Annotated in this window: 15 protein-coding genes and 2 pseudogenes; 9 read left to right on the top strand and 8 right to left on the bottom strand. The window is 38.1% G+C overall.

The genetic code is table 11. From position 1 onward, the window contains the following. Nucleotides 1–649: 649 nt before the first annotated feature. Entirely contained in the window at nt 650–2,527 is a 1,878-nt protein-coding gene (locus B9T30_RS12415; protein WP_086185271.1) for a potassium transporter Kup, read from the top strand. 62 nt (nt 2,528–2,589) lie between these two features. Here the strand turns inward: B9T30_RS12415 and B9T30_RS12410 are convergent, their stop codons facing one another. Both B9T30_RS12410 and B9T30_RS12405 read right to left on the bottom strand, forming a co-directional pair. Next, the gene (locus tag B9T30_RS12410; protein WP_086185270.1) at nt 2,590–3,045 is read right to left on the bottom strand and encodes a GNAT family N-acetyltransferase; all 456 of its coding nucleotides are present in this window, start codon (nt 3,043–3,045) and stop codon (nt 2,590–2,592) included. 131 nt (nt 3,046–3,176) lie between these two features. Further along, nucleotides 3,177–4,364 carry a benzoate/H(+) symporter BenE family transporter gene (locus tag B9T30_RS12405; RefSeq protein ID WP_086185269.1) on the bottom strand — a complete coding sequence of 396 codons (1,188 nt, stop codon included), beginning with the start codon at nt 4,362–4,364 and terminating at the stop codon, nt 3,177–3,179. 107 nt (nt 4,365–4,471) lie between these two features. On the opposite strand from B9T30_RS12405, the gene B9T30_RS12400 reads away from it, so the two are divergent. The 3 genes from B9T30_RS12400 to B9T30_RS12390 all read left to right on the top strand — a co-directional run bounded on the left by B9T30_RS12400 (nt 4,472) and on the right by B9T30_RS12390 (nt 10,192). Then, nucleotides 4,472–5,950 carry a PLP-dependent aminotransferase family protein gene (locus B9T30_RS12400; RefSeq protein ID WP_086185268.1) on the top strand — a complete coding sequence of 493 codons (1,479 nt, stop codon included), beginning with the start codon at nt 4,472–4,474 and terminating at the stop codon, nt 5,948–5,950. A 486-nt stretch (nt 5,951–6,436) separates the two neighbouring features. Then, entirely contained in the window at nt 6,437–8,593 is a 2,157-nt protein-coding gene (locus B9T30_RS12395) for a TonB-dependent siderophore receptor (RefSeq protein WP_086185267.1), read from the top strand. Nucleotides 8,594–8,971: 378 nt separating this feature from the next. Next, nucleotides 8,972–10,192, top strand: coding sequence for an acetamidase/formamidase family protein (locus tag B9T30_RS12390; RefSeq protein WP_086185266.1), 1,221 nt, complete (start codon nt 8,972–8,974; stop codon nt 10,190–10,192). A 311-nt stretch (nt 10,193–10,503) separates the two neighbouring features. Here the strand turns inward: B9T30_RS12390 and B9T30_RS16860 are convergent, their stop codons facing one another. Beyond that, nucleotides 10,504–10,653, bottom strand: a complete 150-nt coding sequence (locus tag B9T30_RS16860; RefSeq protein WP_413772572.1) for a hypothetical protein — start codon at nt 10,651–10,653, stop codon at nt 10,504–10,506. A gap of 511 nt (nt 10,654–11,164) precedes the next feature. Here B9T30_RS16860 and B9T30_RS12375 point away from each other — a divergent pair. The 4 genes from B9T30_RS12375 (at nt 11,165) to B9T30_RS12360 (ending at nt 14,787) form a co-directional block, all read left to right on the top strand. Continuing rightward, complete coding sequence (locus tag B9T30_RS12375) at nt 11,165–12,172, top strand: DUF1852 domain-containing protein (protein WP_086185264.1); 1,008 nt, start codon at nt 11,165–11,167, stop codon at nt 12,170–12,172. Nucleotides 12,173–12,202: 30 nt separating this feature from the next. Further along, nucleotides 12,203–13,234: a methionine synthase gene (locus B9T30_RS12370; protein WP_086185263.1), complete on the top strand. Its 1,032-nt coding sequence runs from the start codon at nt 12,203–12,205 to the stop codon at nt 13,232–13,234. A gap of 215 nt (nt 13,235–13,449) precedes the next feature. Continuing rightward, entirely contained in the window at nt 13,450–13,941 is a 492-nt protein-coding gene (locus B9T30_RS12365) for a flavin reductase (protein ID WP_086185262.1), read from the top strand. Between the two features lie 45 nt (nt 13,942–13,986). Continuing rightward, a complete protein-coding gene (locus tag B9T30_RS12360) occupies nt 13,987–14,787 on the top strand; it encodes a sulfite exporter TauE/SafE family protein (protein WP_086185261.1) in 801 nt (266 codons plus the stop codon). Between the two features lie 142 nt (nt 14,788–14,929). Here the strand turns inward: B9T30_RS12360 and B9T30_RS12355 are convergent, their stop codons facing one another. From B9T30_RS12355 to B9T30_RS12350, 3 genes and pseudogenes are all read right to left on the bottom strand, one after another. After that, nucleotides 14,930–15,628, bottom strand: a complete 699-nt coding sequence (locus tag B9T30_RS12355) for a DUF1826 domain-containing protein (RefSeq protein WP_086185260.1) — start codon at nt 15,626–15,628, stop codon at nt 14,930–14,932. 182 nt (nt 15,629–15,810) lie between these two features. After that, nucleotides 15,811–15,936 (bottom strand): annotated as a pseudogene (locus B9T30_RS16375) (MerR family transcriptional regulator); the annotation flags it as partial. Between the two features lie 100 nt (nt 15,937–16,036). After that, nucleotides 16,037–19,516, bottom strand: a complete 3,480-nt coding sequence (locus B9T30_RS12350) for an indolepyruvate ferredoxin oxidoreductase family protein (protein ID WP_086185259.1) — start codon at nt 19,514–19,516, stop codon at nt 16,037–16,039. A 202-nt stretch (nt 19,517–19,718) separates the two neighbouring features. Between B9T30_RS12350 and B9T30_RS12345 the strand changes: the two genes are divergently transcribed. Then, nucleotides 19,719–20,657: a LysR family transcriptional regulator gene (locus B9T30_RS12345; RefSeq protein ID WP_086185332.1), complete on the top strand. Its 939-nt coding sequence runs from the start codon at nt 19,719–19,721 to the stop codon at nt 20,655–20,657. Between the two features lie 739 nt (nt 20,658–21,396). Here B9T30_RS12345 and B9T30_RS12335 read toward each other — a convergent pair. Together B9T30_RS12335 and B9T30_RS12330 are read right to left on the bottom strand one after the other, a co-directional pair. Then, entirely contained in the window at nt 21,397–21,633 is a 237-nt protein-coding gene (locus tag B9T30_RS12335; RefSeq protein ID WP_086185257.1) for a VF530 family DNA-binding protein, read from the bottom strand. A gap of 277 nt (nt 21,634–21,910) precedes the next feature. Then, nucleotides 21,911–22,095: pseudogene (locus tag B9T30_RS12330) on the bottom strand (hypothetical protein); the annotation flags it as partial.

The raw sequence follows: 22,095 nt of genomic DNA, 5'->3' as shown, positions 1-22,095 counted from the left end.
TCAACATATTTTGTTTAATTTATAACAATTTTACAGGATTGAAAAATGGTTTTTCTTGAATAAGAATATGTGCAAAAGCCATAAAAAATTTATCTAGATAAGGCTTTGTTTGAATTGCATACCATTCATATAGTACAGCTAGTATGAAATGAATATCTAAGCGCTAACAGGAAATATCTTTTTGATCAAATAACCAAGCACAGAATCTAAGTTACTGATTTTAGTTACAGGGTTTATTTACTGGGTTTAATGATTGCTTTCTGGTTAAGCATACTTTTTTAGAGCAGGATTTTTTGTCTTTTTAATCTTTCATGCTGCTATTGGAGATGAAGCAAAATATGAAGTCTTATTAAAACAAATATTTCAGCTATTTTTTGTTGAACTGTTTCATTAATTCGTGTCGGTCACTCAAGCATTTTGGTCATGATCGTACTTTTTAAAACGCCTGTACATGCGTATAGATGAAGTAATATTTAGCACTAGGGCAACATTATTTCCATTAAAATTCTTTGAATATGCACTTATATGGAACAGACTTACATAAAAAATCTATTAATTTCTTATAAAGCATTGTTTTTTATGTCTAAGAAATTTTAACACCACTCTAATGATAAAATTATAGGCTTATCAATTTTATGATTCGCATATCATGCAGAATAAAGTGAGTAAGCCGGCAGTACCAGCATTGACACTGGCTGCACTAGGAGTGGTATTCGGTGACATCGGAACGAGTCCTTTATATGCATTAAAAGAGAGCTTTCATGCAACGCGTGGATTACCTATTAATGAAATTAATGTTTTAGGCATTCTGTCTTTAATTTTTTGGACTATCACGTTAATTGTTTCAATTAAATATGTATTGGTCATCATGAGAGCTGACAACAATGGTGAAGGGGGAATTATGGCTTTATTGGCGTTAAATCTTCGCCAAAAAGGTCTCTCTCCTCGAAAGAAATTTATAATAATTATCTTAGGTTTTGTGGGAGCTTCTTTATTTTTTGGGGACGGAATCATTACCCCTGCAATTTCTGTACTTTCAGCAGTAGAAGGTCTTTCCATTGCAACACCAGCTTTTGATCGCTTCATTATTCCAATCAGTATTGGAATTTTAGTCGCACTTTTTGCTGTTCAAAGACATGGTTCTGCAGTCATGGGGAAATTTTTTGGTCCTATAACTTTAATATGGTTTCTCTCCATTGGGGCTATAGGTATCAGCAGTATTATTCAAAGTCCGTTTGTGCTCGCATTACTTAGTCCACATTGGGCCTTTTTGTTTGTAGTGAATAATCCTTTTATTTCATTTTTTGTGATGGGAGCAGTCGTTCTAACGGTTACAGGTGGAGAAGCTTTGTATGCTGATATGGGGCATTTTGGAATTTTGCCTATTCGATTAGGTTGGTTTTTAATCGTTTTACCTTGTTTAATCCTGAATTATGCTGGACAAGGCGCATTACTGTTACGAGACCCAAGCGCAATCGCCAACCCATTTTACTTACTTTTACCCTCAGCTCTTCTCTATCCGATGATTATTCTTGCAACAGCGGCCGCAGTAATCGCGTCTCAAGCTTTAATCAGCGGTGTATTTTCTATGGCGAAACAAGCCATTCAATTGGGATATTTACCTCGCCTAACAATTTTGCATACCTCTGATTCAGAAATTGGGCAGATTTATATACCTTTACTGAATTGGCTTTTATTTATTTCTATTACAATCTTAGTCTTAATATTTGAGAATAGTAGCAGTCTAGCAGGCGCATACGGCTTAGCAGTGACAGTCACTATGTTCTGTGACACGTTATTAGTTGCTTTTCTTGCTTACAGTTATTGGAAATGGCAAACATGGAAAGTATTACTTTTCATTATTCCTTTTGTCTTTATCGACCTTATTTTACTGAGTTCTAATCTGCTCAAGGTCTTTATTGGCGGTTGGGTGCCTGTATTTATTGCGATTATCGTTTTTACCTTAATGATGACTTGGAAAAAAGGCAAAGAAATTCTTCAAGCAAAATTGCAGAAGGATACGCTTGCTTTGAATACTTTTATTCAATATATGGGTGATACAACTCAAAATATTAGCGGAAATGCAGTCTTTTTAACGGGAACACCACAAGTCGTACCTCATGCTCTGCTACATAATTTAAAACACAATAAGGTTCTTCATGAACGTAACTTATTGGTAACCATAAATATTATGGAAATTCCTTATGTCGATTCGGAAAATAGGATTGAGACAGAAGTACTGGATAAAGGCTTTTATAGAATACGTTTAAATTATGGTTTTAAAGAAGAACCTGATGTACCTAAAGCACTAGAGAAAGCCTTCGATACATTAGGAATTGAATATAATTTAATGGATATAAGTTTCTTTGTGTCTAGAGAAAGGCTGATTCCAAGCATGTCAAATAAGATGTCCAATTGGCGTGAGAAGCTATTTGTGACTATGCAAAAAAATACCAGCCCTGTGAGTGATTTTTATAAAATCCCTTCGAACAGAGTCGTCGAATTAGGCAGCCAGATTGAAATTTAAAAAAAATTAATCTTAAAAAAACACCTTCTATGAAGGTGTTTTTTTATTTCACATAAAACTTTTTATTCTAGGGACATACGATATTCAATTACACCTGGTTTTTCAGCAATCCAGTCATACAGTTTTTGGGCAGTATGGTTGATTTCCTGCGTATGCCAATATAAACGTGTACATTGCTGAGCAATGGCTTGCTTCTGTACATATTCAATTAGGCATTTACCAATTTGCTGCCCACGAACTTCAGGCGATACATATAAATCTTCCAGATAACAAAAATTTTGTTCTGCCCAAGTTGAGCGGTGAATAACATAATGTACAAAACCTAAGACTTTTTCATTCTGTCTAGCAACAGCACAATACACGGGTTCAGCTTCATCAAAAAAGCGTTGCCAAGTGGTTTGAGTAACGATATTAGCTAAATTGACTTTATAAAAATCTTGATAGGCTAACCAATAGGGTATCCATTGCTGATAATCCTGTTGCTGGACTGGAATAACCTGAATTTCATGATTGTGCATTATGATACTCCCATCATCTTTACTGTTTGAAATGTAGATGATCAGAGCATAATGTTGATATGGTACTCTTATAAGATACAGTTTTAATATTTTTAAGCGTACCAGTTTTGTAGCAAATTCTATGTCTGAGATTAGGAAGTGGTATTTTTCCTGAATTTTCCATTGAGAATAACATAAGAAATTAGTCCTAAAACCAGTCCCCAGAATGCTCCACCAATCCCAAATAAAGTGATATTCGCAGCAGTAGCAACAAAGGTAATGAGTGCAGCTTCACGGCTATGACTGTCACTCATGGTATTGGCCAGACTGCCAGCAATTGTGCCTAATAAAGCAAGCCCCGCCAAAGTACTGATAAATGCTGCTGGAAATGCTGCAAATACAACAGCCAATGTCACACCAAAAATACCCACCAGTATATAAAACAGACCTGCCGCAATACCTGCAATCCAGCGTTTTGAGGGGTCTTCATGAGATTCTTTACCTGTACAGATTGCAGCAGTGATGGCGGCAAGATTAAATGCATGCGAGCCGAAAGGTGCCATTAGGAATGAGCCTAGAGCTGTCACAATAAGAATAGGTTTTGCATCGGTTTTGAAGCCATCATTTTTAAGTATGAGTAAACCAGGCATGTATTGACCAGTTAACGTAATTAAAAATAAAGGTAAGGCAACACTTAATGCTGCATTGATTGAAAAAGTTGGTTTTGTAAAAATCGGGGCGGTTAATTCAAGTTCAAATCCAGAAAAATCAATACGTGACTGAAAGATTAGAAAAATAAATCCAATGCTTAGAACACTAACAATTGCATATCTTGCTGAGAAGCGTTTGGTAACGAGATAAACAAAAAATAATGAAATGGCTAAAAGTGGATCAATAGTCATATTGGAAAAGGCAGCAATACCAAATTGTAATAAGATGCCCGCCAATAAACCTGACGCAATACTGATCGGAATGAGGCGTATCAGTTTTTCAAAATATCCTGTAATGCCCAGTATCATAAATGCGACTGCGGAGAGTAAATAAGCTCCAATTGCTTCTGCATACGGAACAGTGACAAGCGCCGTGATTAGAAAAGCCGCAGCTGGAGTTGACCATGCAGTAATAATGGGTTCGCGGGTATACCAACTTAATAATATCCCTGTGATTCCCACACCGATGGAAATAGACCAGATCCATGAGGCGGTTAGTGCTGGATTTAATCCTGCCATCTGTGCGGCTTGAAAGATTAAAATAAAAGTACCGCCATAATTAACAATGACTGATATTAAGCCTGCCATAACTGGGGGGAAAAAATCATGGAAATGACGCTTAAAAGACATAAGTCTAGCCCCTAAAATGCTTTAGAAATGAAAGCACAAAGTGTATTTTTAATTATGGTATTGTCATAAGATACACTTTTGATATTTTTTAAAGTACCAGTCTTACAATGGCAACTTCATCTTCTGCTTATTTTCCCCATTTAATTTTGCCAAAAGGACAAATTAAGGACGGTTTATATTGTGTCTTACGTGATGCGATTTTAGAGGGTCGCTTATCTGGTGGAACAAAACTGCCTTCAAGCCGTGCTTTGGCAGAAATGATGTCAATTTCCCGTAATTCTGTATTGGCAGCTTTAGATCGCTTATTGGATGAAGGTTATTTATTGACTAAACCAAGCTCAGGCACATATGTCGCAGCTGTGATACCAGATCAGCTCATTCATATACAACAAGATTTAAATCAGCCAGCGTATATCCCTACACAAACATTAAATATCAATCCGCATATTGCCAGTTTATTGCCACATTGGCAGAAGTCATCGTTGTCATCGAGCCAAGAGAGAAAAATATTTCATGTGGGCGTTGGATGTGTTGATTTGTTTCCACACCAGCTTTGGGGAAAGTTATTGAGTCGTGCTTGGCGACAATCCTATTATCAATTAGGGCAGTTCCATGACCCACGCGGTTATTTACCCTTGCGTCAGGCAATTTGTAAATATGTACGTTCAACACGAGGGCTGAATTTTACGGAAGATCAGATTCTTATTGTAAATGGTACACAGCAAGCGATTCATCTCGCGGCTTATGCTTTGTTACAGCCACAAGAGCAGGTGTGTCTGGATGAACCTGGTTATGATTCAGCTTTAAATATTTTTCGTAGTTTTGGTATTCATGTACACGCTATTAATAGTGATGATGAAGGAATGAAAATTTCTGAGATTATTGAAAACTATCCAGAAAGCAAACTTATTTATACTGCGCCGTCACATCAATTTCCACTTGGTGGAACATTAAGTTTAGCTCGGCGTTTAGCTTTGTTAGAGTGGGCCGCGCAACAGCAAAAATGGATTTTTGAAGATGACTATAATAGTGAATTCCGTTATGGAACACATCCAATTCAAGCTTTACAGGGATTAGATCAACAACAACGGGTTATTTATTCAGGTACTTTTTCTAAAATGATGTTTCCTGAATTTAGATTGGGTTTTATGGTTGTGCCTGAAGCACTCATTGATGTGTTTAGTCTGGCAAAATATCATACCGATGTTCGTAGTTCATATTTAGAACAGGTAGCACTGGCTTTATTTATACAGGAAGGGCACTATGCCCGACATGTTCGCAAAGTCAGAAAAGCTTGTTATGAACGCCAACTGGTTTTGATTGAAGCGATTGCGCAACATCTTCCAGATGTATTAACTGTTCAACCCACAGATTCGGGGATACATGTGGTGTGTTGGCTAAATGATTCATGGACAGAGCAGAACTTTATTGCTCAATGCGCAAAAGTGGATTTAGCAGTACAGCCATTATCCCGATATTGTCAGATTAAATCTCAAAAAACAGCCGTACTTTTTGGTTATGCTGCACATACACCTGATGAAATTAGAACAAATATTGCAAAGTTAGCATGGCTCATTAAGGGGTAACTCGGTATAGTCATAATATTGTAAATCTTATTTTTAGGTTTACGATAATTCCAAGTGTTTGATCATGTGATCTTTTCAATCGAAAGTTTCAGAAATCGTGTTCATCGTCTATCAAAGCCATCTCTTTCGAGATTTACCTTGTTACTAGCGGATAGTTGATCTCATTACATTTTGCCTTGATTAAAGCTTGTCAAAGCAGATCGTTTATTTATTCGATTAATTAATGCTTGATTGTAGGTTGATCAGTTGACAGTACAATAAATTTTAGATGCTAGCTTATTCGTTTGAAAATTATATTACTAAATAAGCCTTCAAGATAAGTTTGTGCAACAAAACCACACCGCACTCATTGAGATAGCCATATCGGGATAATTTTTTAAATTTTAGATATGTTGTAGAAACGCTTGTTCAATCTGAGAAAATTGTGAATACTCGTGCCCACAAAATTCAGGCTGTAAGATTATCTTTTGGGGTTAGGCAACTATTGTGAAAACGTATCCATTTTCTCGTTTACAAAAAGCATTACTGGCAGTTGGTTCATTTTCTTGTCTTGAGCTAAGTCCAGTATTGGCACATGCTGAAGTCGAAAATAATACACAACGACTCGCAACGATCACAGTAAAAGCTCAAGCAGCAGAAACTGCTTATTATCAACCAAAAGTGAATTTATCAGGGTTTACTCAACAAAACCTTGCAGAAATTCCAGCATCCATCAGCACAGTCACAGCCGAACTTATGGCAGATCAACATGCGAAAACACTCGCCGATGTGGTTAAAAATGATGCCGCAGTCGGTGATGGCTATGCGCCAATTGGTTACTATTCAAACTTTGTCATGCGCGGCTTTGCTTTAAATTTAGGATCAAGTTATTTGCTAAATGGCAACTTACTTCGTGGTGAGCAAAATGTGGCGCTTGAAAACAAAGAACAAGTCGAAATTTTAAAAGGCATTAGTGCCATTCAAAGTGGCATGTCGACGCCAGGCGGTGTGGTCAATTATGTCAGCAAACGTCCCAAAGATATTCGCTCTATAAGTGTTGAAGCCGACAGTCATGGTGGCAATCGTGTAGCAACTGACCTTGGTGGCTGGTTAGGGGACGATCAGCAGCTTGGCTATCGCGTGAATTTGGCGCATGAAGAAATCCATCCTTATGTTGAGCATGCTGATGGAAAACGTTCGTTCGGTTCTTTGGCTTTGGACTGGAAAATTTCGGATCGTTCAAAATTAGAATTTGATCTTGAATCACAGCGTCAACAACAGCGCTCAGTACCCGGTTATCAGTTGCTTGGTGGTAAAACTGTACCCACTGGTGTTGAATGGGATCGTTTGCTGGGTTATCAAAACTGGAGCAACCCTGTAACCAATGCCAGCCTAAATGCCAGCCTAAAATATAGCTATCAAATCAATAACAACTGGACTACGAACCTGTCAGCTTCACAAAGCCGTGTAGTTGTGGATGACTATTCATCCTTTGCATATACCTTCGACCAAAATGGTAACTATGACATTTATGATTTCCGTAGCCCTGATGATAGCTATCTGACTAATCAATTTAAAACAGGCTTAAATGGTAAATTCAACACTGGAACATGGCAACATAACCTTAGCTTAGAGCTGTCACATGCTTACAAACGTCATGCACAGTATGATGCAATTAATGAATGGGTGGGTACAGGAAATATTGATCATGATCCGATCACCTACACACCTACGAACAAAGCTCTAGGTAATCATTACAAATCATTAGATAGTCAGCAAACAGCGCTAAACTTGCTCGACCAGATTGATTTTAATGATACTTGGTCAGTTTTGCTGGGTGGTAAGCTATTGCATTTGAATGAAAATGCCTATGCTGCGGATGGCAACAGCATTCGTGACACCGACTTCAATCGCTTCCTACCACAGCTTGCGTTGATGTATCAGCCTTGGCAGAACACTCATCTGTATGCTTCTTATGCCAAAGGTTTAAGTGATGGCAGTCAAGCACCGTGGTCTGCCTATGGTAATCCTGACAAAGGCATCGTAGGTAATGCCTTCGAAACTTTAGCACCAAGACATTCAACTCAATATGAGTTAGGTCTTAAACAACAGTGGCAAGGGCTGCTCTTTACTGCCGCTTTGTTTGACTTAACACAAGACCACCAATATACCAACTTAGATAATTACTATGTCACCGATGGCGAACAACACAACTTAGGTTTGGAATTGGGGTTGCAAGGTCGAATTGCTCAAAATCTAGAGATGACATCTACTTTGGCACTGACCCGTTCACGTTTGGAAGGTGTACAAGTAGATGAGTATAAAGGGCATCAAACTCAAAATGTGCCGACTGTCCGCTTTGCTAGCCATCTGTCTTATCAAATGCCTCAAGTCGAGGGCTTACGTTTACTGGCAGGCATGCAATATAGCAGTAGCAAATATGCCAATAAATCAGGCACAGTGAAAGTATCGGATTATACTGTGTTCGATGTAGGTGCAGCTTATAACTTTCATGCGTATGGTTCTGACAATATGCTTCGCTTTAACATTGACAACCTGTTCAATAAAAAATACTGGCGAGATGCAGGTAGCTTCTTTGGAGATGACTATTTATTCCTTGGTGTACCGCGTACAGCACAGCTGTCATGGACTGTGAACTTCTAATTTAATGCTGTAGTTGTGCTCCACAAGACTGTCTGAGTATTTAGCTCAGGCAGTTTTTATTTTACAGATACGTAAAGCCATAACAATTAAATTAAAGTAATAAAAATCAATATTTTAGTTAATAAGAAATTTCCTAAGTTTTTTGTCAAAAATTGAAATATAGATGACAAAATTATTGTCTTTTTTATTTAAAAAATAAAAAGTGACTCATTTATAAATAGCTTAAGTTTGCATCATTAAGGGGAGTTTTTTATGGATAAGTTTATTTACTCATAGGCAGTTAGAAAAAATTTGAAGAACAATAAATTATATAAATATTTATATTGGCATAATATTTGCTAAATATTCAATACTTTAAATATATCTGGATTTTAAACAATGTTAAAATTTAAGCTTCTCTCATTGGCTATAATGACGGCAACATCAGTTAACTTAACTCATGCTGAAGATTTTAAGGTTTTAAAACAAATTTCTGAGACTCCTACGCTTATCAAAAATGGTACATATAAAAATAATTATTATGTTCCTTCAACTCTTAATACAATTACATGGGGTTATTTGCCAAATAAAAACTCTAAACCAGTTTTAAACGTTGCTTCAGGAAGTGTTGTGACTTTTGATACTGTTTCACATGAAGGTTTACTTGAGGATCAAGGACGCGATGCAGAAAAATTTTTCAAATCCAAAGGGGTTAAATCTGAATTTATTTTAGATGAGGCAAAAACAATTACTCAATCTAAATTAAACCATGACTTTCATAAAGATGGCCCTCATATTGTTACAGGACCTATTGCTATTGATGGTGCTGAACCTGGCGATATTTTAAAAGTGGAAGTTATAAAAGTAGAACCTCGTGTGCCTTATGGGGTTATCTCAAACCGTCATGGTAAGGGTGCTTTAGTTGGAGAGTTTCCTAAAAAACAAGTCTTAGAAAATGCTTCTGCGGCACATCCTGAACGGTTTGGTAATGTATCTATTTTTACACCAATTGAAAAAAACACGAATGGTGAGTACGAAGGTGTTCTTAAAACAGAGTCAGGGAAATCTATTCGTTTTCCGCTTTATCCCTTTATGGGCATCATGGGGGTAGCTGCAAACACTTCTGAACCTGTACATTCAGTTCCGCCTGCAATGTATGGTGGAAATATTGATATTAATGAATTAGGAGCGGGTTCAACAGCTTATTACCCTGTACAAGTACCTGGAGCTCTTTTTTATACAGGCGATAGTCATTTCGCACAAGGTGATGGCGAAGTCGCTTTAACAGCACTAGAAGCATCTGCTCGAGCTACACTTAAATTTACGCTACTCAAGACAGGGAAGGATAAAATACCGGGTAAAGAAATCGTTCAACCTTTAGCAGAAAATGCTGAGTTTTGGATTACTCCTGGTTTAGATGAGGATTTGGATGAAGCGATGAGAAAGTCTACACGTGAAGCAATTCGATTCTTAAATAAAGAGTATGGTATTGATGAAGCAACGGCTTATGCTTATCTCAGTGCTGCTACAGATTTTGAAGTTTCCCAAGTCGTAGATAAAACGAAAGGAATTCACGCTAAAATTCGCAAGGCGGATTTTAAAGAATTTGAAGCGAAGTAATTTATAAATTTAGAACAGATTATTAGATTTATTACGATACTCAGCAACATGAATAAACTGTTATAGATTTATGTTGCTGAGCTGTAGCAACAATTGAGGTTCTGTTAGATTAGCGTTCTGGATATGCTATTTAACTTATATTCATCTAAGTTTAGTTTATAAATATATTGAATAAATTCATTATCTTTTTTTCCAGATAATAAAAATACAGTAACACTATAGTTTGGTTGCCGAAGAATCGGTAAAGGAAATCTCATTCAGGTATTAAAGCCGTACAGCCATCATTATGAAGGTCTATTTTTATACTATCCTCACAAAAATGTTTCACCATAGCGAATACCTTTTCCAAGTTCATTCTTCCATACCTTTGCTCGCTCAAACCAATTTTTGGTATCGTAATTCGCCGTCAATAAAATGGATATTGTAATTCTCTGCACAGCGAATATTTTTTTCCTACCGATCAGATATTCCTTTATTGGGTGAATATTGGAATTATAGAAAAAGATAGAAAGTTGATACTTGATTCTATTCGGATTTCCATAGCTTCACCTAAAGATGGGGTATACAGCTATTTGGATAAGCTTAAGAGGATGAACATAATGATATTTCCTCAGTTTAAGATGAAGTGTATTCATCACAAGAGCTCTTGGACTTCATAGCAAGTAACACCTATTGTTCCTAAACAGATGTTGAGCTATTTCAATTTTCCATGTTGTTGGTATCGAAGTTAAAATAAATAATAAGTATTTATTATCAATAGTTTAACTATATTTTTGATAAATCAATCTATCAAGGATAGCTATATCCAACTTTTCTACTTTTCATGCTTAATGAGTACCACAGAACACAAACAATGAATTTTACTCATCTTATTGTTAGATTAAATCATTTTTATTCATGTTCTATTTCAAGTATAAATTACTCCATACAGAAATTTTGCTTTTATTTTAAAAATTAGGGTAGCGGATCACCATGAGTAAAGAATTTGCATGTTCAATCAAACGCATTCGTTTCGATGAGAGCTATCAGCCAGCAGAAAGCACACGTTTGACGACTAACTTTGCCAACTTGGCTCGTGGTGAAAGCCGTGAACAGAACCTGCGTAATACGCTTCGAATGATTAACAATCGTTTTAATGCTTTAGCCGATTGTGATAATCCTAACGGTGATCGCTATACAATTGAAATTGATATTATTTCTGCAGATTTAGATATTGAGGGTAATGGTAAAACATTCCCTGTCATTGAAATGCTGAAAAGTACCATTACAGATCACAAAACAAATCAACGTATTGATGGCATGATTGGCAACAGTTTTTCTTCTTATGTACGTGATTATGACTTTAGCGTGGTGCTGCCAGCATATTTTCAAAATCAGCCTAAATCGAATGCACCAGAAAATTTTGGTGATTTACATGGCAAGCTTTATCAATATTTGGTGAATTCAGATGCATTTACAGCGGAATTTAAAAAATCGCCTGTGATTTGCTTAAGTGTTTCAACGACCAAAACGTATTACCGTACTGCCAATCTGCATCCTGTTTTAGGTGTTGAGTATAAGCAAGATGAATACTCACGTACAGATGACTATTTCCATAAAATGGGCTTGCAGGTTCGTTACTTTATGCCAAAAGGCAGCGCAGCACCTTTAGCATTCTATTTTGCGGGTGATTTGCTGCGTGATTACACCGATCTTGAATTGATCAGCGCAATCAGCACCATGGAAACGTTCCAAAAGGTTTATCGCCCTGAAATTTACAATGCAAATTCTTCAGCGGCGCAAGTGTATCAAGCAAGTCTGGAGTACCCAGATTATTCATTGACGCAAATTGTGTATGACCGTGTTGAGCGTGGCCAGTTAGCGGTAAAACAAGGTAAATGGACTGAAGAAAACTTCATTAAACCTTATCAAAATATTCTTGAGCAATGGGCTGCCAACTACGCTGTAGAGCGTAATGACGTTAAAACGAACGCTGCGTAATTCACCTAAAATAGAGATAGAAGATTAAAAATGGCAATTTTATTACCAACATCAACCGCTGGCAGCTTACCGAAACCGTCTTGGCTTGCAGAGCCTGAAAAACTTTGGTCACCTTGGAAACTAGAAGGTGATGCATTAATCGAAGCAAAGCAAGATGCGCTACGTTTATCTTTGCAAGAACAAGTGCACGCAGGGATTGATATTGTCAGTGATGGCGAACAAACTCGTCAGCATTTTGTCACCACATTTATTGAACATCTGGATGGCGTTGATTTTGAGAAACGTGAAACAGTGCGAATTCGTAATCGTTATGATGCGAGTGTACCTTCAGTGGTTGGTGCGGTGAGCCGTCAAAAACCTGTTTTTGTTGAAGATGCCAAATTTTTACGTAGCCAAACCAATCAACCGATTAAATGGGCGCTGCCTGGCCCGATGACTATGATTGACACACTGTATGACGGTCACTATAAAAGTCGTGAAAAACTGGCTTGGGAATTTGCCAAGATTCTGAATCAAGAAGCGCGTGAGTTAGAAGCTGCGGGCGTGGATATTATTCAGTTCGATGAACCTGCATTTAATGTGTTCTTTGATGAAGTGAATGATTGGGGTGTTGCAACGCTTGAGCGAGCACTTGAAGGTTTGAAGTGTGAAACAGCGGTTCATATTTGCTATGGCTATGGCATCAAAGCCAATACAGATTGGAAAAAGACGTTAGGCTCAGAATGGCGCCAATACGAAGAAGCATTTCCTAAACTGCAACAATCTAAAATTGATATCATCTCACTCGAATGTCAAAACTCTCGTGTGCCAATGGATCTGATTGAACTGATTCGTGGTAAAAAAGTCATGGTTGGTGCAATTGATGTGGCAACCAATACCGTTGAAACGCCAGAAGAAGTGGCTGATACCTTACGCAAAGCACTTCAGTTTGTAGATGCCGATAAGCTTTATCCATCGACCAACTGTGGTATGGCGCCTTTAGCTCGTGAAGTGGCAAGAGGCAAACTCAATGCTTTAAGTGCTGGCGCGGAAATTGTTCGTAAAGAGCTCTCGAACAACTAATCACTGACTGAGTGATGTGTGCAGGGTTAGCTGTTTCGGCTTGATTGGATTTGATATTCAATGGCCAAACGCTAACCCTAAGCTCAATCAAGATTAAGTGTTCTACTCAGAACTCGCTCAGATTAGAACTCATTCAGATGCTATGCCAGTGTAACGAAATTACGCGGTATAGCGAAGTATAAAAAAAAGATACGGTGCAATTTAGGAACAAAGTGATGATTCAAGCAACAGACTTTAAAAATGCAATGTCTTTGTTAACAAGTGCGGTCAATGTTGTTACCACAGCAGGGGTGTCTGGTCGTTATGGATTCACTGCATCTGCCGTATGTAGTGTCACGGATACACCACCGACATTATTGGTTTGTATGAATAAAGCATCTCGGTCACATGAACATTTTATAGAAAATAAAATTTTAACTGTAAATGTTTTAGGCGCAGATCATCAGCATATTTCTAACGTATTTGCATCTAAAATGAGTTCAGAAGAGCGTTTTGAATATGGCCGTTGGACAGAATTAGAAACTGGCGCACCCGTTTTAGAGGATGCTTTGGTGAGTTTTGATTGTGAGATTGAACAAATTCAAGAAGTCGGAACGCATAGTATTTTCATGTGCCGTGTTGCCGCGATTCAGCGCAGTGAACAGGATCAAAGTTTAGTTTATTTTAATCGCGCTTATCATCATGTCGGGCAAGTTGAAATCGCCTAAAGTCATTTTTCAATTCATATCAATTCTTAAGCAAGTAAATATATCGTGGAATTAATTATTTTCTTAGCCATAGGCGCATTAGCTGGATTTACCGCTGGGCTCTTTGGTGTTGGTGGTGGGCTTATCATCGTACCACTTTTATATGTGGTCTTTACGCAAATGGGTTATGACCCTGAAGTTGTGATGCATTTAGCTTTAGGTACTTCATTAGCGACCATTATTGTGACATCGATAAGTTCATTGATGGCGCATCATAAAAATGGAGCTGTATTGTGGTCGGTATTTAAAAATTTAGCACCGGGTTTGGTTTTGGGTGCATTTTTGGGGGCTGGTGTTGCTGGATTATTATCGAGTGCTAAGTTGCAGTTAATTATTGGCTTATTTGCAATTTGGGTTGCATATAAGATGTTTGATGGTGCAAAAAAGGCAGTAGATCAGAATAAAGTACTTCCACCAGTGACTAAACAAGTATTTGCAGGTACTGGGATAGGAGTGGCTTCTGCAATTTTTGGGATTGGAGGAGGGAGTTTAACAGTACCTTACCTAAACCATTATGGCGTGGTCATGCAAAAAGCTGTTGGAACATCGGCAGCATGTGGTTTGCCAATTGCAGTCGCTGGTGCGCTAGGCTTTATATTTTTTGGGGTACAAGACAAGGTTTTGGTCTCAAACAGTATTGGCTATGTTCATATTTATGCTTTTTTTGGTATAAGCTCAATGAGTTTTTTTACAGCGAAGTTAGGTGCTAAAGTGGCACATGCATTATCACCAATAGTGCTTAAAAAATGTTTTGCCGCATTGTTATTTATCGTAGGATGCTTTTTCCTTTTTAAAGGAATACGTTGAAATATATTAAGTTAATTCCTCTGATAAAAGCCCATTAAATATGGGCTTTTATACTGTTGATTGTAGCATTTAAGAAATCGGTAGATGTAACATCCAAATTTTATAGCGATAAAATTCAATAATTTATATATCGAATAAATATTTAACAAATTAATAGCAATCTATACTCACCCTCATTTTCAGCAGGTGCTCTATGAACACAGGGCAAAACCTGTTGTGTTGGATGATCTACCGCCAGCCGCCAAAGATGCCCTGAGCCTAAATTCACAGGTTTTGCATTGGGTTTAGGTTGATAATGCAAATCAAAAAAATAGTCTTCTAGGAAGGCTTCAAATTCAGTTTCTGGGCCATCATGTAGTTCTTTGAGCTTTTCTCTGATCTCGGGAATCAAAATCTTTTGCTCAACTTGAGCATTGGGCAGAATATCACTTGCAGCACCATGGTAGGTACATAGAAAAGTATCTGTTTTGATGGGTGAGCGATCAATGTGAAACGAATATACATCTGTTGAAATAAAATCTAGCTCATCATCCCGTTCGTAACTTTTAAGTAAATTAAGCGAAGGGGATGCTCCAAAATCAGTTAAGAGCTGTATATCTTTTAAGATAATTTCCCGTGCAAAATGACCATTTTCTGAAAGTTGTAATACTAAAAGATCTTCAACAGAAACTTCTGTAATATTCTCTTTTAAGTGCAGTTTAGCCACAATCTCTTTAAAATCGCCAAGCAAACGTCTATACCAGCAAAGTGCATTCATATCTGCTTGAAAATTCGATTTTACAAGTTCAGAAAAAGTAGAAACTACACTAATTTGGGTGTTGTCAGAAAACGGGTTTTTCATAATCAGTAGTGGATCACGTGCTATTCATTAGAATACTTTAATTTAACATAGTTAGATTGTGCGATATTCAAGATCATTTCGCTAACGATTAGGATAGATCGTAGAATAGACAACTCATTATCTAGTTACTTAGGATATTCAGCAACGTGAATTATAATCGTAGATATTCACGTTGCTAAGCTATAGCTGCAAACAGTGTTGCGTAAAAAAGCCTTAATTTCAATTAAATAAAACCCAACTCGTTGCGCTTGCTGAATCAAAAAAAGTTGTTTGAGATCATCTTCACTGTATTCACGATAGCTATTAGATTATCAATATGAAGTAGCTGAACCTGATCTATAACCTTAGTATCAATACAACCTAAGTTTGATCCTGTTTCAGCTACTTATTTAGATAAAGCTATTTCCTTTATTCATGTTCTTTACGAAGACTCAATGAAAGCTCATCCCAACGTTGTATCGCTGCGTCCATCGCTTGCGTTTTGACATGACCAAAACCTCGTACATCTGCTGGTAATTTAGCGATTTTCTCAGCAACAGATAAGTCATAATTTTCAGGTGCAGAACTAATGTCTTTGACAAATGCGATATAACGGTCACGCCAAGCATATTCTTTTTGACGTTCTTGCTGTAAAGCAAATGGATCAAGAAAAGTTTCTCTAAGCCACTGTAGGCGAGCAAGAATCATCATTGGAATACGCATCCAATATCCGAAAGCACGTTTGCGTATGATGCCATGAGCACCCAAAGCAGGAGGGGCTAAGTGATAAGTTAAACGGAGACCTTTACCAAACTGCGTTTCAATCGATTGTTTAAAGCTCTTTCCTGTGAGTAAGCGCGCAACTTCGTATTCATCTTTATACGCCATGACTCGATAGAGCTGTGTAGCAATTGTTCCAGCGAGTTCGTCTGGCAATACATTGGCAGCTTGCTCCACAAGTGTTCGATACTGAGTTGCATAATCTTGATTCCAATACTCTGCCAGACGCGCCGAACGATCTTCAACGAGTTCAGCCAACGTGGTTGGTTTACGCGTTGTTGGTATGGTTGCAATAATGCGTTTTGGTAAGTCAGGGTCACTCATCAGATGACAGCCGATACGGAAAGCCTCAAGGTTTTTTTCAGCAGCAGTGCCATTCAGACGAATTGCCTCCTCAATACTTTCACGCTTCAACGGAATTTGACCTGATTGCCAAGCCATACCAAGTAATATCTGATTTGCAAAGATCGCATCCCCCAGCACTTGTGTGGCAATACGTGTTGCAGGTAAAGATGTGAGTTTTCCTTGTGTAGTTCGACCACGAAGTCGATGAATCAAATCTGTAATTGGCGCATACCAATCACGAGACTCAAGGAAATCAGAAGTAGGGGAACCATCTTCATTGACGATGACAACAGCATCAGCTTTTAAACGAGAAAGTGCTGCATTACTGCCTGCAACAATCGCATCGGCACCGATTAAAAGATCACATTGACCCGCAGGGATTTTGGTTGCCGAGATTTGATCATCTTCTGTCGCGAGTTGTATGTAGGAATAAACCGTACCACCTTTTTGAGCCAGTCCAGCCATATCCATGATACGTGCAGCTTTACCCTCCAAATGAGCAGCCATTCCAAGTAAAGCACCTGCTGTAACCACACCTGTACCACCAACACCACCGACCATGATACGGATAGGATGTTGATCCAGTTCAGGAATGATTGGCTTTTCTGGCCAGCCAGCGTCTATACCTTCGAATATTTCTGGGCGTTTCGTATCGCGGGTATGGACAGTCACAAAACTTGGACAGAAACCCTCAACACAAGAGAAGTCTTTGTTACAACTGCTTTGATTAATTTGACGTTTCGTTCCTAACGCTGTTTCAACGGGTTCAATCGATAAACAGTTCGATTTTTTAGAACAGTCACCGCAACCTTCACAAATTTCACTATTGATAAAAACTCGCTCTGCAATATCTGGATAAGCATTGCGTTTACGACGACGACGTTTTTCACTGGCACAGGTTTGAACATAAATTAAAGCCGTAACGCCAGAAATCTCACGTAATTTGCGTTGCACATCATCCAGCTCATTTCTGTGGTAAATCTCGACGTGAGGAGCAATCCCTTCTTCTGCATGAATCAACTCAGGTTCATCAGTGACAATGACTTGTTTCGTGATTCCTTCAGCATCCAGTTGTCGTGTTAACTGTGCCACACTGAGATGACCATCGACATGTTGTCCACCCGTCATTGCAACTGCGTCGTTATACAGAATTTTGTAGGTCATATTGATTTTTGCAGCGATCGCTTGGCGTATTGCAAGATAACCTGAATGGAAATACGTTCCATCGCCTAGATTGGCAAAAATATGCTTTTCATTGGTGAAATGAGAAGCGCCAGCCCAACTCACACCTTCACCACCCATTTGCGAGAATGTTTCTGTACCACGATCCAGTGAGACTGCAATAAAATGACAACCGATCCCACCTAATGCACGACTACCTTCGGGTAATGCTGTTGATGAGTTGTGAGGGCAGCCGCTACAAAAGAAAGGTTTGCGTTCTGCAATATCAAGAACACGCCGTGACGCTTGCTCTGCTTTTTCTAACAACTCAACTCTATTTTGAATTTGTGTTTTTAAGCTTTCTGGAAGATCTAATTTTAAGAATCGAGCTGCCAACATTTTTGCAATAGGTTCAGGTTGGAACTCATAGTGACCAATCAAAGGCGCTTCATCACTAGATGTACTCCATTCACCTTTTCCATCACAAGCTTTACCAATGACGCGAGGGCGTTTGTCATCTGGAAGTGCATAGAGTTCATCTTTAATTTGTGCTTCAAGGATAGGGCGTTTTTCTTCTACAACGATCAATTCTTCTAAACCTTCGGCAAATTCACGAAGACCTTGCGGCTCTAAGGGCCAAATTAAAGCAACTTGATATATTCGAAGTCCTAACTGTTGGGCTGTTTCGCCTTCAATTCCTAGAATACGTAACGCTTCAATTGTATCTAAATAACCTTTACCACTTGCTGCAATACCAATACGAGCATCAGGACAATGCCATGTCACCTGATTCAGTTCATTTTCACGTGCATAAGCCAATACAGCGGGTAAGCGATATTTATAAAGACGTTCTTCTTGTTGAATACCATGATCAGGCCAACGGATGTGGACACCATCTTCAGGCATTTGAACATTTTTGGGTAAAACAGGAGTGACTCGATCTAAATCCACATGCACAGAAGCAGAGGTTTCAACAATTTCACTGACTAGCTTCATCGAAGTCCATACACCCGCAAAGCGTGACATTGCGACTGCATGAGTACCTAAATCCAGAATTTGTTGTATTGAGGTCGGGTAAAAAATTGGAATGCCACAACCGATCATAACGTGTTCTGACTGGTGTGGAATACTTGAAGATTTACAAGAGTGGTCATCACCAAAGAAGGCAACCACGCCACCTAACTCTGATGTTCCTGCAAGATTGGCATGACGGAGAACATCTCCTGAACGATCTACACCAGGGCCTTTGCCATACCACCAAGCGGTCACACCATCATATTTACCTTGACCTGCGAGATTGGCTTGTTGAGTACCCCAAATTGCAGTAGCAGCGAGATCTTCATTTACGCCAGGTTGAAAAACAACATGATGGTCTTTGAGTATGCCTTCAACTTGCCAGAGAAAATTATCATAATTTCCGACAGGGGAACCACGATAACCAGAAATAAAACCAGCAGTATGATAACCGTTTAAAGTATCCCGCCGTGTTTGCGCGAGTGGTAAACGCACCATTGCCTGAATACCTGTCATGTAAGCAGTACCGTCATCACTTAAATATTTATCTTCAAGTGATACATCCTTGGTTGGAATCTTATTTGGCGTAAATTTTGTCGCGATATTCATTTATGTCTCCTTAGAATTTTGTAGTTCGAGCTACTTTCTTATTTCAACATCCGGTTGAATATTTGGAGTAAATGACATACTTAGATAAAGATTGATCAGTTCATTTAAGGCATTAGAACGGTTCAATGTATGTACATTAATGTCATTGTGGTTGATCCAGACTGGTGCAACAATGCGTAAATTAGAAAAAGATATTTACGTTATGCGCAAAAATCTTGATGGTGGATTACTACATGCAATGCATGCTTTCCTAAAAGTCATTGATAGTGGAAGTTTTACGGCTGCCGCAGAGCAAATGGAACTGACAACAGCGCAAGTGTCCCGACTCATTAGCGAGTTAGAAGGGCGCTTAGGAACAAAATTACTACAACGATCTACAAGACAGCATGCGTTGACCGATATTGGTGCAACTTATGCAGAGCAATGCCGTCAAGTACTCGCAATGGTGGGAGAGGCCGAAGCTCAAGCCATGGGAATGGCAAGCAAACCGCAGGGCAGATTACGTGTTTTAAGTATGGCTAGTTTTGGTCATCATTATGTGTCTCCGATGCTGGCCGAGTTCTGTCAAACCTATCCAGAGCTTACGGTTGAATACCGTACTTCGCAGAATGTACCAGACCTTTTAGGTAAAGGAATTGACGTAAGTTTATATCTAACGGAATCTTTGGCGGACTCAAGATTTGTTGCTCGTCGAGTTGGGACAATATTTTCATTACTTTGCGCATCACCAGCCTATTTAGAAAAATATGGCGAACCGAAATCATTAGATGATCTACAAAAACACGCATGTTTAAGATTGGTGAATCCATCTATTACACCGCAATGGCATCTCGTAAGTGAAAATAGTTGTTCGTATCAAATCGATATTACAGGGCCATTGATTGCAGATACACCAGAACTATTACTGGACATGGTGCAGCAAGATATGGGCATCGCATTACTTCCAACCTTTGCTGTGATTGAGGCTGTACGTACTGGACGATTACGTCGCGTCTTAGCAGATTGGAGATCACCTGATATTGGTGTTTATACCTTACTACCATCACGTCATTTTATTGATGCTAAAACAAGAGCATGGTTAACGTGGGTTGAGCATCATATTTCGCCTAAAATTCAGAGTGATACAGACTATTTTTTATAATCCCAATTCGCTATTAAGATCATTAAGGAAAACATTAAATAAAAAAGTAGATTTACCACGAACCACGAACCACGAACCACGAACCACAGTCCATAGATAAGATGTCGGTAAAGATTGATGAACAGACACATATACAAAACAGTCAGTATGATAGATCAAAGGGAGTTTTAACCAAGGCTGATTATGTGTACATGCGCGATCTGCTGGAGACAGTGTTAGAGCAACTGCAAAATTCAGAATTAAATAACGATATAGAAATAGATCAGCTCAAACAGTTTTTTATAAAATTAGATTATCATGTTGATCGCATGAGATAGCGCGTAGATTTCGGCATAACGTATATTATGTTCATTAGCTCACTCAACATCATAAATAAACTTGTTCAAATTCATGATGTTGAGCTGAGACTACAGTCGAACTATAGTAGGTCGCAGTCTTGGATATTCTATTTATCTTATGTTCACCTAGAATCTAGTTCACAATTAAATTTATGTTTAATAAGCAATAAATTTAATTACTTAGAGCACTAAAGTGATAAATTATAAAATATTTGGTTCATGAACCTGGCTATGAATACATATTTTCCTACTAAAAAGGTCTTAAGAATAGACTAAGTTTGTCTAGGAGAGTGGTGGCAGTCCACCACTAATTAAAAGGTGTCTACAAAATCGGTGGCTATTCAATAAGTGTAGTTTACTATTTGGTATAAAATATTATGCTGAGACTAGGGTCTTGATAGCTACGATTTCTGTTTGGCTTTTTGGCGTAAGACATACAAATATAAGCTTTCTACTTTTTCACGTGCCCATGGTGTGGTACGTAAGAATCGCAATGATGATTTAATACTTGGATCTATGCAAAAACATCTAATTTCAATTTTACGATTTAAGCCTTCAAAGCCACCGTAGTAATCCAATAATTCATCCAAAATGTCAGCAAGTTTTTTGCCGTGTAAAGGGTCATTGGAGGTGTTCATAATAGATCAACCATATTTTGGGAGGCCATTATTATAACCTGAGCTAGTTAGAAAATGAGAGGGTTGGAATTTAAACGTAATTAACATAGAAAATTACAGCTTATCTTCTTATTTACAACAGTGCTGATGCATAAAATATTTCAAATAATTAATAATTCAAAGAAAGCTTTTTAATATATGCTACCGTTAAAAAGCTACAAGAAAACGGCCTCTTTCAGGTGCACTCTATTTAACATAATATACATTATACGAAATTATGTATTATAAGCCTTTGATACTAAACAGCTTTTTGAATTGTTGGTGACTTTTCAAGATTATCTTGAATAACTAACTGACCAGTTCCATTTGTCCGCCACCAAATTTGTTTTGACTTAGTTAGACCTTCCTTAATTTCAATTGAAATAACTTTGCCTTTGGCTTGCTGATACGTTGGAATTAAATATTGATGATCTTTAGAAATAG

The organism is Acinetobacter sp. ANC 4973, assembly GCF_002135275.1.
Classification (GTDB): Bacteria; Pseudomonadota; Gammaproteobacteria; order Pseudomonadales; family Moraxellaceae; genus Acinetobacter; species Acinetobacter kyonggiensis.
This window is presented reverse-complemented; position numbering and strand designations above follow the sequence as displayed.